The organism is Burkholderia pyrrocinia, assembly GCF_003330765.1.
GTDB classification, from domain to species: domain Bacteria; phylum Pseudomonadota; class Gammaproteobacteria; order Burkholderiales; family Burkholderiaceae; genus Burkholderia; species Burkholderia pyrrocinia_B.
In genome coordinates, this window is the sequence record NZ_CP024903.1 from 526,904 (window position 1) to 540,182 (window position 13,279).

The window sequence follows — 13,279 nt, forward strand, 5'->3', positions numbered from 1 at the left end:
GCAATTTTTCACCCGCTCCTTCGGTGGGAGAAATTTCGAGATGAAGGTGCTGAAGAAACTCGCTGAGATATCTCCTTGGGTGGGTTACTGAGAAATGATTCGTGTCCATCCTGTCTGAGAGGTTGAGCGATGAATAGAGATGAATTGATTGTTTTGGTTGGTAGGATGAGAGAATCAAACTACACCTCAGACGAGGAGGCTGAGTCTGATATTGAGATTTTGAATGAGAAAGTGATGGATCCATATGCAATGGATTACATTTTTCAGAAAAAATACGAAAACATGTCACTGGACGAAATTGTTGATAAAATTCTCTCGTATAAGCTGAAACGATTGTGATTTCATGCGAGTGAGAGGTGTGAACTCCCTATAAATGCAATCCGTGCGGGTTGCTACTGGCGCGGACGCGATGCAGCAGATCGAGTCGTGAAGCTCGGATAGGAGTATCGAATGACCACGGTCATCGAACATAAAGAGAACTTGGCCAGAGAGCTCGTCAAGCTCGATTCGACGAATCAATTGAGATTTGCTGCATGGTGTTGTTTCGCGCTCACCGGAACAAGATCAATATTTGAATTTCTGTCTCGTTACTCTGACTTGTCGGCGCTGCAAATTCATGCGCGCATCATCAAAGGATTTAATCGTGTTTGGGATGGGCATGAATCAGGATCTGATTTTTCGGATTTCAAGATTCAGGAATGGGATATAGACGACATCAGTATGAGTGACGCATGCAGATGCGCAAGGTGCATCTGATCTATTGGCGGCGCTATCTTTCTTTACGAGTGGACGCGAACTCATTCTGCTGTTGATCTTGCAAGATGTGCGGAACAGGTTGTAAATAGAATTGATTATCTTGAGGGGTTCGGGTTGCTTCCGGATGGTGTTAATAATCCAGTGGAATCGGAAATTCGCATGCAAATGGATTTTATCGCTGGCCTTTCGAGGGGAGTGGTTGCGGATGGTTGGAAATTTAAGTATCGTGAATGGTTGTTGAATATTGGTAACCCATGAAAGTGGAAACGGAATCGAGCTTGCCACACACACACGACTGGTGACTATGATGTCGAGTTGTCGCGGCGGCGGGCCGAGGTTGTGGCGATCGAGCTGGCCGACATAGGGCTGGATGCGAAGCGCATTGTGATCGTCGGGAAAGGGAAGCTCGATCCGGAGAGTAACCGGACGCCGGCAGGACGAGCGCAGAATCGGCGGGTGGCGATTGTGGTTTCTCCGAGGTGAAGCGTGTGATTCGCGCTCTATCGTATTATATTAGTTGAGACGATGTCCGGGAATCACATAGGTGAGGGGGAATGACTCGGTACGGCCAGATTGAGGCATTCGACCTGGCGTCGAAGGTCGTCGACAATTGCGGTCAGAATCAAGATTCCGAGGAATATCAGGAACCCTCCGCCTTGATGCCGAAGATGCTCTATATTCTTGGCTGTCGCTGATATTCAGGGGCTTCTGTGAATACACATCTTATTCGTCGAGCACACTCCGCCGACTATTCCATCATACGCACACTGCTTGAAAGCGAAGATTTGCCAAACGAGGATGTAACAATCGAGGGAATCCCTCATTTCTATGTTGCATCTCTTGTGGATGGGAGCCTCATGGGATGTGTCGCGATTGAGCAATACGGGACAGATGCGCTGCTGCGATCACTAGCCGTCGCAGACGGTGCTCGACGGAACGGGCTGGGTCGCACACTTGTGGCAGCGGCGGAGCAGGCTGCAATCGCTCACGGCGTGCGTCGTCTGTTCTTGCTGACGACGACCGCAGCCAACTATTTCGCGAGCATTGGATATCACAAGTTCGAGAGGGCGGTAGCGCCGAGCCGGATTCAATCCACTTCGCAATTTGCGTCTCTCTGTCCCGCGTCGGCCACATGCATGGCGAAGACGCTATAACAGTGCGCGGAGTGCCTCGAACGGCCGCTTCGCGCTGAACCCACCGCCGCCTTTGGGTCGGGTGGCGCCGATCGGGGCGGCGGCGTTCAGCCCCCTAACCGAAGCTTGATGTGGGACCGGGTTCGGCCAAGAGCCGCCAGTCGCGAAATAGTTACGCTCTGAGCCGGTCGCATTACTACGAGATGAAGTAGCAAGGCCGCACGGCCGCCGAGTTGTGCATCGGCCCCGAGGCGGTGATTACAGCCGCCAGTGCCCGCGAATGGGAGGGGCCATACTTTCAGAGCAGAAAGCTAAAGCAGCCCAGAAAATAAAGCGCTAGTTGTGTTTCGAGGGCACGAAGATTCTAGTAAAGTCATGGGACGGTCGGCGCGCACTTACTGCTCCCGTTACGCATAATTTTGCGCAAATGACGGTCGCGTGCTGCCATTGTCGAATGTACCAAAATTCATAGCGCATCGAAAGGCCATGTCAACAATTGATTTTTTAAAAGCGGATTTTCCTGCCACATTATTTCCGCTGAAAGTAAATATTTTTATGGCGGAAAATCACGGCAAAGAAATTTCTATATACATAAATGAAAAAATATTAAAAGAAGACGTGGTTGCTGACAATTTTCTTGCGCAACAAAGGGTGTACGCGACAAAGCCCCGCGGGCATTTGCGGCGAACCGTGAAGCTAGACCCTATCGCGGAATATTTTATATACGACCTCGTATACAGGAATCGTGAAGTATTTCGCCCTGAGGTTAGCGTTATTCGACGGAGTTTTGGTTATCGATTCAAGGATGGTTCTCACATTCCTGTTCACATTGCCTATATGGAATATAAAAAGGCGCTGGAAGAAGGTGAGGCGCAATACAAACACAAGATCCAATTCGATATTGCATCTTACTTCAATAGTATTTATCACCATGATTTGTCGCATTGGTTTTCCGCAATGGGCAAGGTCTCCGCCCTGGATGCCAATGCTTTCGGTAAATATATGCGAGAAATTAATGCTGGGCGTAGCGTTGATTTTCTTCCGCATGGAATTTACCCTTGCAAAATGATTGGGAATGAATTTCTGAAATACATCGATCTTAGCAAATTTCTTAAATCATCCTTAATCGTGAGATTTATGGATGACTTCACGATATTTGATAACGATCCGTCAGTAATTCAGCAGGATTTTATCCGGATTCAACATATGCTTGGACAATGTGGATTGAATATTAACCCTTCGAAGACGCATTACGACAAGCCCCTTGGAGACGTACAAGAAACGCTCTCCAACTTGCAAAATGCACTTTACGAAATTGTTCACGAGATTCAACTCGTTCCCACGGCTTCAGGTGTGGAGGCTATCGAAGTGGACAACGAAGTCGAGAATAACCTGTCACAAGAGCAGATCGATGCGCTCCTCGCACTTCTGAAAGATGACGCTCTCGATGAATCGGACGCAGAACGCATACTGTTATTTTTACGCTCTTACAGCGATAGTGTACTTGAGCATATTCCCGCATTGCTTGCGAGATTTCCGAATTTGATGAAGCATATTCACGCGATATGCGGAACCATTAAGGAAAAAAATGATTTGGCGGTGGTCATGCTCAATTATCTAAAAATCGAGACTTTTTTCCTTGAGTATCAGTTATTTTGGCTTGGTTGCATCGCTGAGGACTTTTTATCGGGCTGCAAACTTTATGGTGATATTCTTCTAAGACTCTACGAGCTATCATCGGAATTTAAAATTGCAAGATCGAAAATCCTTGAAATTCCAGAGCAAGGGTTCGGGTTTAAGGAAATTCGCGCGGACCTTCTAAAAAATGGGCAGTCAGATTGGCTGTCGTGGGCGGCTGCAATCGGGATGCGATCACTAAAATCTGGGGAACGAAATTATTTGCTGGACTATTTCGCGAAGGCTTCGACCTTAAATTTTTTGATCGCCGATTGCGTGAAAAAACTGTGATTGGAGTGCAACATGAAGCTGCGTGATTTTATAAGAGAATCACTCGTTGAAGTCATCGCAGGAATTCGCGAGGCTCAGAATTCGGAGTATGGAGCCTATGTTGTTCCACGTTCGGATGGGGGGCACAAATACGCTTCACATGAGCGATTTTCAGAAAGCGCACGGCTCAAATCGACAATCGTGGACTTCGACATAGCCCTTACCGCGGAAGACTCCAGCAGCGCCGGGGCTGGAGGTGGAATTAAGGTTTTGGGGCTTAGTGCAGGAGCAAAAGGCGATAAGACGTCGAAAGAGATGGCGGTCAGTCGCATTCAGTTTGCGATTCCCTTGCTTTTGCCGGAAAGCGAAAAAGAGTGGTATGTCCCGGTCCAAGAGAGTCGCGAATAAACGCGAGTACGCGGACTGCCTCGATGACGATAGCGCGGCTCGCGTCGCAGTCGGTAGCGGCTATTGAAGCCGGACGGGGCCACCATGAGTGTCGCTACCAGTCGCGATGTTTTTCCGCCCGCTGTTAAACCGCCGGCAAACAAGACGCCGCCGAAAGACGTGCCACCGATGACGATTGATGAATTTTGCAAGCGTTAGAATCGTCAACAATCGCGCTCGCGCGAGCCACGTCAATGGCCGCTATCGAGCGAGCAAAAAGTCTGCTTTGGGTCGATCTGCGCCGGTCGAGCGTGACAGGGTGGCGGCCGGCCGCGTTCGGCCAAAAGCGGCCTCCGGCGACCATTCCGCGACCGATGTTTCGCGTGGCAAAAGCGGTCCCTTGATCGTGCGAGATGCCACTCGTGGCACAGAACAGAGTATTCTAGATGTGGACCAACACAATTTTCCGCTTTGGCTGGCAGAAATGTGGCTATGACGCCATGCTGCGGAGAAGCAAAATTTTTTGATTAAAACCTAACCATTTATGCATTGACGGAGAACTCAATGCCAGACCAATATCCTTTCATCGTATCCAATAACAAAATCGAGCCAATTCTCAGTCGAATTCGCACAGCCGCAAAACCGGAAAAATTGTCGCAGGAACTTCTCGCAACGTGGGGATTTACTGCATCAAATGATAGAGCAATGCCAAGGGTATTAAAGTCGCTAGGTTTTTTAACTGAAAATGGTGTGCCGACTGCTTATTACGACCGTCTCCGGGACCCATCAGACTGGAAGCGAGTTTTGGGGGAGCGTATTCGTGAAACTTACGCCGACCTGTTTGCAATTGATTCGAATATTCAATCAGCAAACGAGGCGGAGGTAAGAGGGGCTATTAGCCGCATTACTGGAAAGGACGAAGAGGCTGTTAAGCGATACTATTCGACCTTCAAGACTCTTGCTAAGCTGGCTGATTTTAGCGAAAGACCCGACCCGGCACCGACCGTAAAAGATGTGAACAACTCATCTTCTTCAACAGCATTGCCAGAAAAAACAATCGAGGCTGCGCCTCCTGCGGCGCCAGCATCGCATCGCAAAACCGAATACCATTACAATATACAGATTCATCTACCGGTGACGACCGACATCACGGTTTATAACGCAATTTTTAAAAGTCTTCGCGATAATTTGGGGGTATAGTCTATGCGGCAATTCGTTTTCAATGCGCTGCTCGCAGAGAATTCACTCGCTCAATTGGCGAGTGAAGGTATTGCGATTCGCGGCACCGCTACACCTCCGGTTATTGCGGTCGAAGAATTCGGTTTCAGTCCGCGCATCGTTTACGATGCAAAAAAAATGTCGTCGGTCTTTACCGCTTTTTTTTGCATTGAAAATTCAGCTAGAGATCTAATAGCCGAACGCCTTCTATCGCGCAAGGGTTTGGATTGGTGGAATTGTGCGGTGCCAGCAAAGATCCGAGCGGCCGTTGAAAAACTTAAGGAAAGGGAGGCTGCGAATAAATATCATGCAGCCAGATCGACTGCGTTAATTGGATATACGCTTTTTGGAAATCTAGGCCAGATTATTATCGCGAACTGGGATGATTTTTCTGACTTGTTTCCCGATCAAGCGTGGGTCATGTCGAGATTTAATGATCTGGAAATGTCTAGGAATATAATTATGCATACGGGGACACTGCCGCAGATCGAGGTTGATCGGGTAGAGAGTATTTTGCGAGATTGGAATCGTCAGGTTGGCTGATGAATTGATATACCTCAAAATAGGCTTTGACTTCAGACGTTCGATTGGAACGGCGTGACAGTCGGCTCTGGGTCGATAGAGGTCTGATTGAGATGCTGAAACCGGACCCGCAAGCAATTTCAGGTGCACCACACAACAACAGAGACTTGGCGTCGGTCGTATTCGTATCGAGACGAACCCACGCGATTTACCCGATTCAACCGAATTGTTTCGAATCGTCAAGTTCTGTTCATTCGCTTACAGTGACCGAGTGACGTTCGCCATCAGCACACAATGGCCGAGCGCATTGATCTAGTCGTATGACTATAACCAACGGCTAACGTGTGCCAAAGCAACAAACACTGTCTAATGGGTAACGTCCAGCGCGATTATGATCGCGCGCGTGAATGGATACACCGCACGTTCTGATCCCCACGCCGAAGCCTCAGTTTCACCGAACCACCAACACAGGAGGAATCCAAACCATAAAAACACCGCAGTAAACGAGCGCGGGCCGCAAGTGCTAGGAACACTCACGACCCGCTAACCACAGCCAACTTTCAAGGAGTTGCCCATGGCTAAGGCGAATGATAAAGCACGTCCCCCGATCACGGAACGTTTCGTAACGATCCAGGAATCCTGGGGAGTACCGAAACGGATGTATGACAGGCCGAAGACGTTTTATCCGTATATGAAGATCGGCGGAATGTGGTTGATCAACGATGCGGGTTTTGTTCCGGGCCGAAGGGTGCAGATCACGATCGAGCCGGGCAGGCTGATCATCAAGCAGTTGTAACAGGCAACGCCGCAGGATGCGGCCGCGCTGCGCGACTTCGCGCAGCGCGCCGGGTAGCGCAGCCGCAGCTGCCCGACGCCGCCGCACATCACCAGGCGATATTGCAAGACGACCGCGATGTCTTCGCACCGCCGGTAGCCGTGCAATGCGTACCCGCGCCGTTATCGTAAAACGTGCGTGTCTCCGGCTGCGGCACTGAAGGATCGAACGGATTCGGCGCACCATGCGCGCCGCGCGCAGCATCGTATGGCCGCGTCGGCGCATACGAACCGCCGCTCCCGGCCGGCCTTGACCCATTGGCCCGCAGGTATTCATTCCAGTTCTGCTCGCGCTGTTCATATCCGGGCAACGCGCGACCGAGGCTGTCGCTACCGCCCGCGCCGAGCGCTACACGGTTCGCGGGCAATGCGAAATCGGGTTCATGTCCGGACGAAGGTTGCGCTTCGAGCGCATCGCCCGACACACGCAACGGCCGCGTATCAGGCATATCGAACGGACTGCGTTCGACCGGCGCCGCGTACAGCACGCGGTGGCTTGCACGTGCCGCGTGCCCATCGTCGCGCGCAACGGCGCGACGTTCCGCGCGAAACACGTTGGTTCCGGCCGAACGATCGGCGAGGGCATCGCGGCACCACGCGTCGGAAGCTGAAACGGAAAGCGCGCAGGCGAGTGCGGCGGCGGAAGGGAAGCGGGAAGAACGACTCATTGACGGTCCGTAGCAGGTGACTGACAGGGTTACAAAAACGGCAGATCACTGGCTGGCGGCTGGGCGCGGGGCGGGGCCGAAGTGGCCCGAAACGCGGCAGACGCGAATCGCGACGGAGGCTGGCTGGATTGCAGATACGAGCCCGTATTATTTCATACGTATAACTGTGACCTTTCGGAGTAGCGAAAATCGTCGGCAAATCGAAGGTTTTGGCCGCGCCATCCGACGCACAGCATTGGTGCTTGCCGAATCAATCATCAGTCGATTTAAATCATACGATGCGACCCTTTATGGGCTCGACGCACGCCGAGCGCGATCACCAATCGCTGAACGCCAACTCCGACAAGGAACGAAGCCAAAGCGACCACCCTGATAGCAACCGGATTGCACTGCGAGCAAACGTTGTCACATACCCAAGGTTGCGCCCCAGTCGCCACCACCCCACCCGAAAAATCTACGTGTTTTCCCTCAGTCCCTCGGCATTTTTGACAGACGATTTAAAAACGCCCATATAATTTCGGCTGCCTTGCCAACGGCTGTCGGACCATCCTTCCGATCGAGCAGTTTGGCAAGCGGGGCAGGCGAAACGCTTGCGCAATGCAAGACGCATCACGATGTCTTTCCGAACCAGACGTCCCCTTCGGGGACTGCAAGAGCCGGGCCCCGCTACGCAACATTCCGCCGGAGTTCCGTCTTCTATGTGTCTCGGGCGTGTCCCATGTCCTCGCCCCGGGTGCTGTTCGATTGCGCAAGTCATGCCGCCTTTGCCCGTATGACTAACAACATCGAGGAGCTCCTGATGACGCTGTCCCGTCTTACGTCCATTTCCGTCGCCGCCGTGCTGTTCGCCGCCGGCGCCGCCGCCGCGCAAGCGGAAACCGTGAAGATCGCCATCGCTGGTCCGATGAGCGGTTCGGTCGCCCAATATGGCGACATGGTGAAGGCCGGCGCGCTGACCGCGATCGAGCAGATCAACGCAGCAGGCGGTGCGGGCGGCAACAAGTTCGAAGCCGTGATGATGGACGACGCATGCGAACCGAAGCAGGCCGTCGCCGTCGCGAACAAGATCGTCAGCCAGAAGATCAAGTACGTGATCGGCCACGTGTGCTCGGGCTCGACGATCCCCGCGTCCGACATCTACGAGAACGAAGGCATCGTGATGGTCACGCCGTCGGCCACCGCGCCGCAGCTGACCGAAGGCAAGAAGCGCCACTTCGTCTTCCGCACGATCGGCCGTGACGACCAGCAAGGCCCGGCCGCCGCGCATTACATCATCAACAACGTGAAGCCGAAGAAGGTCGCGATCCTGCACGACAAGCAGTCGTATGGCCAGGGCATCGCGTCGTCGGTGAAGAAGGATCTCGAAGCGGCAAAGATCCCGGTCGTGCTGTTCGAAGGCATCAATGCCGGCGATTCGGATTACTCGGCGATCATCACGAAGCTGAAGTCGCAAGGCGTCGATTTCGTCTACTTCGGCGGCTATCACCCGGAAATGGGCCTGCTGCTGCGCCAGGCGCGCGAGCAGGGCGTGAAGGCGACGTTCATGGGGCCTGAAGGCGTGGGCAACAAGGACGTGACGGCAATCGCCGGCCCGGCATCGGAAGGCATGCTCGTCACGCTGCCGGCCGACTTCTCGGCCGATCCGGCCAACGCGGCGCTGGTGAAGGCGTTCGCGGACAAGAAGCGCGACCCGAACGGCGCGTTCCAGATGCCGGCGTACGCAGCGGTGAAGATCATCGCCGACTCGATCGCGGGAGCCAAGACGACCGACCCGACGAAGGTCGCCGCGTACATGCACAAGACGACGTTCGACACGCCGATCGGCAAGGTGTCGTATGACGCGCAGGGCGACCTGAAGGCGTTCAAGTTCGTCGTGTACACGTGGCACAAGGACGCGACGAAGACCGCCGCCAAGTAACACGAAGTACCCGCCCGCGTGCCCGCCCTGTCCGAAACCCGGACGGGGCGCGTGCGCATTTGGCCGTTCCAAAGCCAAGGGGCGGACCGAGACGACACCGTGCGTTGCGCGCGGCCGCGCCGTGATCCGGCGATGGCGCGCGGCGTGGCGCCACCGGGAGCTTCCCGCACATGACTGACTTCTTTCCGCAATTCGCCCAGCAGCTGGTCAACGGCCTGACGCTGGGTGCGATCTATGCGCTGATCGCCATCGGCTATTCGATGGTCTACGGCATCATCGGCATGATCAACTTCGCCCACGGCGAGATCTACATGATCGGCGCGTACGTGGGCCTCGTTACCCTCACTGCCATCGGCATCTCCGCCGGCTATCCGCTGCCGCTCGTGCTCGGCGCCGCACTGATCGTGTCGGTGATCGTCACGGGCCTGTACGGCTTCGCGGTCGAGCGCGTCGCGTATCGGCCGCTGCGCGGCGGACCGCGCCTGGTGCCGCTGATCTCCGCGATCGGCATGTCGATCTTCCTGCAGAACTACGTGCAGATCGGCCAGGGCGCGCGCGACGTGTCCGTGCCGGTGCTGATCTCCGGTGCGTTCGACATCCATCTCGGCGGCGACTTCGACGTGACCATCCCGTATTCGCGCCTGATGATCGTCTGCGTGACGGTCGTGCTAATGATCGCGCTCACGCTGTTCATCTCGCATTCGCGGATGGGCCGTGCGTGCCGCGCGTGCGCCGAGGACATGAAGATGGCGAACCTGCTCGGCATCGACACGAACCGCGTGATCTCGTTCACGTTCGTGCTCGGCGCGATGCTGGCCGCCGTCGGCGGCGTGCTGATCGGGCTGACGATCGGCAAGCTGAATCCGTATATCGGCTTCGTCGCGGGCATCAAGGCGTTTACCGCCGCGGTGCTCGGCGGGATCGGCAGCATCCCGGGCGCGATGCTCGGCGGCGTGCTGCTCGGCCTCGCAGAAACCTTCGCCGCAGGCTACATGCCGGCCGAGTACAAGGACGTCGTCGCGTTCGGCCTGCTCGTGCTGATCCTGCTCTTCCGCCCGACCGGCCTGCTCGGCAAGTCGGACATCGAAAAGGTTTGAGGGAGACGCAGATGAGTCAAGTCATTTCCGTTCGCCGCCCGGCCGCCGACGCATCGATCGGCCAGGCGTTGAAAAATGCCATGGCCGCCGCGATCCTGACGGCGATCCTCACGATTCCGGTGCTCGGGCTGCAGCTGAAGCTCGATGGCTACCAGGTCGTGCTCACGCCGCACTGGCGGCCCGTGTGGATCGCGGTCGCGGCCGTGTTCCTGTTCCAGTTGTTCAAGCCGTGGCTCGTGCGCGCGAAATCGGCGGTGAAGCTGCCGGCGCTGCCCGCGATGGGCGCGCAGCAGCAGCGCGTGGTGGTGTGGGTGCTGCTCGCGGTCGGGCTGGTGTGGCCGTTTTTCGGCTCGCGCGGCGCGGTGGACGTCGCGACGCTCGCGCTGATCTACGTGATCCTCGGCCTCGGGCTGAACATCGTGGTCGGGTTCGCGGGGCTGCTCGATCTCGGCTATGTCGGGTTTTACGCGGTCGGCGGCTATACGTACGCGATGCTCCACCAGTACTTCGGGCTGTCGTTCTGGGAGTGCCTGCCGCTCGCGGCGATCGCGGCGGCGACGTTCGGCTTCCTGCTCGGCTTCCCGGTGCTGCGGCTGCGCGGCGACTATCTCGCGATCGTCACGCTCGGCTTCGGCGAAATCATCCGCCTGCTCGCGAACAACCTGACCAGCCTCACCGGCGGCCCGGACGGCATCTCGGGCATTTCGAAGCCGACGGTGTTCGGCTTCGAGATGGCGCGCTCGGCAAGCGTCGAAGGCGCGAAGACCTTCCATGAACTGATCGGGCTGGAATACAGCGGCGAGCACATGGTGATCTTCCTGTACCTGATCGCGCTGCTGCTGGTCGGCTTCACGCTGTTCGTGACGAGCCGCCTGATCCGCATGCCGATGGGCCGCGCGTGGGAAGCGCTGCGCGACGACGAGATCGCGTGCCGTTCGCTCGGCCTGAACCCGACGCGCATCAAGCTGTCGGCGTTCACGCTCGGCGCATCGTTCGCGGGCATCGGCGGCGCGTTCTTCGCGGCGCGCCAGGGCCTCGTGAATCCTGAATCGTTCACCTTCATCGAATCGGCGCTGATCCTCGCGATTGTCGTGCTCGGCGGGATGGGCTCGCAGCTCGGCGTGATCCTCGCGGCGATCCTGCTGACCGTGCTGCCGGAAGTCGCGCGCGGCTTCGCCGAGTACCGGATGCTGATCTTCGGTCTCGTGATGGTGTTGATGATGATGTGGCGTCCGCAGGGCCTGCTGCCCGCGAGCCGTCCCCACGTGGAGCTGCCCCAATGAGCGCGAATGCAGAACTGTTGAAGGTCGCCGGGCTGCAGATGCGCTTCGGCGGGTTGCTCGCGGTGGACGGCATCGATTTCGACGTGCGCCGCGACGAGGTGTTCGCGATCATCGGGCCGAATGGCGCGGGCAAGACCACGGTGTTCAACTGCGTCGGCGGCTTCTACAAGCCGACCGGCGGCAACGTCGTGCTCGACGGCCACCCGATCGCGGGGTTGCCAAGCCACAAGATCGCGGTGAAGGGCCTCGTGCGGACGTTCCAGAACATCCGCCTGTTCAAGTCGCTGACCGTCGTCGAGAACCTGCTCGTCGCGCAGCACCGCAAGGTGAAGGCGGGGCTGCTGCCCGGCCTGTTTTCGACGCCCGCGTATCGCCGCGCCGAGAAGGAAGCGCTCGAGCGCGCGGCCGTGTGGCTCGAACGGATGGGGCTGAAGTCGGTCGCCAACCGGCAGGCCGGCACGCTGTCGTACGGGCACCAGCGGCGTCTGGAGATCGCGCGCTGCATGATCACCGAGCCGCGCCTGCTGATGCTCGACGAGCCGGCGGCCGGCCTCAACCCGCAGGAGAAGATCGAGCTGCAGCACCTGATCGACAAGCTGCGCCGCGAGTTCGGCGTATCGGTGCTGCTGATCGAACACGACATGAGCCTCGTGATGGGCGTGTCCGACCGCATCCTCGTGATGGAGCACGGCCGGCCGATCGTGATCGGCACGCCGGAAGCGGTCCGCAACGACCCGCGCGTGATCAAGGCGTATCTGGGGGAAGAGTGATGCTGAAGCTGGAACAGGTCCATACGCACTACGGCGCGGTCGAGGCGCTCGCGGGCGTGTCGATCGAGGTGAAGAAGGGCGAGATCGTCACGCTGATCGGCAGCAACGGCGCCGGCAAGACGACGCTGATGATGACCGTGTGCGGCACGCCGCGCGCATCGTCGGGCCGCGTGATGTTCGAGGGCAAGGACATCACAGCGATGTCGACGCACCAGATCATGCGGCAGGGGATGGCGATCTCGCCGGAAGGGCGGCGCGTGTTCCCGAGTTTGACGGTGCTCGAGAACCTGAAGATGGGCGGGTTTTTTGCGAGCCGTCATGAGATCGATGATGGCATCGAGCATGTGTTCAAGCTGTTTCCGCGCTTGAAGGAACGTGCGACGCAGCGTGCCGGCACGATGTCGGGCGGCGAGCAGCAGATGCTGGCGATCGGCCGCGCGCTGATGAGCAAGCCGCGTTTGTTGCTGCTCGACGAGCCGACGCTCGGCCTCGCGCCGCTCGTGATCGCGCAGATCTTCGACATCATCCGGACGATTCGTGAAGAAGGCGTCACGGTGTTCCTGGTCGAGCAGAACGCGAACAAGGCGCTGGGTGTGGCCGATCGCGGCTATGTGCTCGAAACGGGGCGCGTGGTGCTCGCCGATACGGGGGCGAACCTGCTCGCGAACGACCGGATCAAGCAGGCTTATCTGGGCGGTTGATGGGGGGAAGCCGCCGGCCTGCAATGGGCCGGCGGCTTGCGGCAT

General features: G+C 56.8%; 14 protein-coding genes and 1 pseudogene. 14 read left to right on the plus strand and 1 reads right to left on the minus strand.

Annotation, left to right across the window (positions count from 1 at the left end):
• The first annotated feature begins 129 nt into the window (after nucleotides 1–129).
• From CUJ89_RS19825 to CUJ89_RS19845, 9 genes and pseudogenes are all read left to right on the plus strand, one after another.
• Entirely contained in the window at nucleotides 130–339 is a 210-nt protein-coding gene (locus tag CUJ89_RS19825; RefSeq protein WP_114179190.1) for a hypothetical protein, read from the plus strand.
• Nucleotides 340–450: 111 nt separating this feature from the next.
• A complete protein-coding gene (locus CUJ89_RS37765; protein ID WP_152036639.1) occupies nucleotides 451–756 on the plus strand; it encodes a hypothetical protein in 306 nt (101 codons plus the stop codon).
• Between the two features lie 294 nt (nucleotides 757–1,050).
• Nucleotides 1,051–1,239, plus strand: a pseudogene (locus CUJ89_RS38560) (OmpA family protein); the annotation flags it as partial.
• A 227-nt stretch (nucleotides 1,240–1,466) separates the two neighbouring features.
• Complete coding sequence (arsN2, locus tag CUJ89_RS19835) at nucleotides 1,467–1,910, plus strand: arsenic resistance N-acetyltransferase ArsN2 (RefSeq protein ID WP_114179191.1); 444 nt, start codon at nucleotides 1,467–1,469, stop codon at nucleotides 1,908–1,910.
• Nucleotides 1,911–2,375: 465 nt separating this feature from the next.
• Nucleotides 2,376–3,857: an antiviral reverse transcriptase Drt5 gene (gene drt5 / locus CUJ89_RS19840; protein ID WP_114179192.1), complete on the plus strand. Its 1,482-nt coding sequence runs from the start codon at nucleotides 2,376–2,378 to the stop codon at nucleotides 3,855–3,857.
• 12 nt (nucleotides 3,858–3,869) lie between these two features.
• Entirely contained in the window at nucleotides 3,870–4,244 is a 375-nt protein-coding gene (locus CUJ89_RS37770) for a hypothetical protein (RefSeq protein ID WP_152036640.1), read from the plus strand.
• Between the two features lie 543 nt (nucleotides 4,245–4,787).
• A complete protein-coding gene (locus CUJ89_RS37775) occupies nucleotides 4,788–5,423 on the plus strand; it encodes a DUF5343 domain-containing protein (protein WP_152036641.1) in 636 nt (211 codons plus the stop codon).
• Between the two features lie 3 nt (nucleotides 5,424–5,426).
• Nucleotides 5,427–5,984 (plus strand): Swt1 family HEPN domain-containing protein, encoded by a 558-nt coding sequence (locus CUJ89_RS37780; RefSeq protein WP_152036642.1) that lies wholly within the window; start codon nucleotides 5,427–5,429, stop codon nucleotides 5,982–5,984.
• A gap of 553 nt (nucleotides 5,985–6,537) precedes the next feature.
• The gene (locus CUJ89_RS19845; RefSeq protein ID WP_114179193.1) at nucleotides 6,538–6,759 is read left to right on the plus strand and encodes a SymE family type I addiction module toxin; all 222 of its coding nucleotides are present in this window, start codon (nucleotides 6,538–6,540) and stop codon (nucleotides 6,757–6,759) included.
• 88 nt (nucleotides 6,760–6,847) lie between these two features.
• Here the strand turns inward: CUJ89_RS19845 and CUJ89_RS19850 are convergent, their stop codons facing one another.
• Nucleotides 6,848–7,285, minus strand: coding sequence for a hypothetical protein (locus tag CUJ89_RS19850; RefSeq protein ID WP_236655035.1), 438 nt, complete (start codon nucleotides 7,283–7,285; stop codon nucleotides 6,848–6,850).
• A 979-nt stretch (nucleotides 7,286–8,264) separates the two neighbouring features.
• Here CUJ89_RS19850 and CUJ89_RS19855 point away from each other — a divergent pair.
• The 5 genes from CUJ89_RS19855 to CUJ89_RS19875 all read left to right on the plus strand — a co-directional run bounded on the left by CUJ89_RS19855 (nucleotide 8,265) and on the right by CUJ89_RS19875 (nucleotide 13,234).
• The gene (locus CUJ89_RS19855; RefSeq protein WP_114181460.1) at nucleotides 8,265–9,383 is read left to right on the plus strand and encodes a branched-chain amino acid ABC transporter substrate-binding protein; all 1,119 of its coding nucleotides are present in this window, start codon (nucleotides 8,265–8,267) and stop codon (nucleotides 9,381–9,383) included.
• Between the two features lie 170 nt (nucleotides 9,384–9,553).
• Nucleotides 9,554–10,480: a high-affinity branched-chain amino acid ABC transporter permease LivH gene (gene livH, locus CUJ89_RS19860; RefSeq protein WP_085038717.1), complete on the plus strand. Its 927-nt coding sequence runs from the start codon at nucleotides 9,554–9,556 to the stop codon at nucleotides 10,478–10,480.
• Between the two features lie 11 nt (nucleotides 10,481–10,491).
• Nucleotides 10,492–11,763: a high-affinity branched-chain amino acid ABC transporter permease LivM gene (locus CUJ89_RS19865; protein ID WP_114179195.1), complete on the plus strand. Its 1,272-nt coding sequence runs from the start codon at nucleotides 10,492–10,494 to the stop codon at nucleotides 11,761–11,763.
• On the plus strand, nucleotides 11,760–12,533 hold the full coding sequence (gene livG, locus CUJ89_RS19870; RefSeq protein WP_114179196.1) for a high-affinity branched-chain amino acid ABC transporter ATP-binding protein LivG: 774 nt from the start codon (nucleotides 11,760–11,762) through the stop codon (nucleotides 12,531–12,533). Before CUJ89_RS19865 ends, livG begins: the two co-directional genes overlap by 4 nt.
• Complete coding sequence (locus CUJ89_RS19875; protein ID WP_114179197.1) at nucleotides 12,533–13,234, plus strand: ABC transporter ATP-binding protein; 702 nt, start codon at nucleotides 12,533–12,535, stop codon at nucleotides 13,232–13,234. Before livG ends, CUJ89_RS19875 begins: the two co-directional genes overlap by 1 nt.
• Nucleotides 13,235–13,279 lie beyond the last annotated feature (45 nt).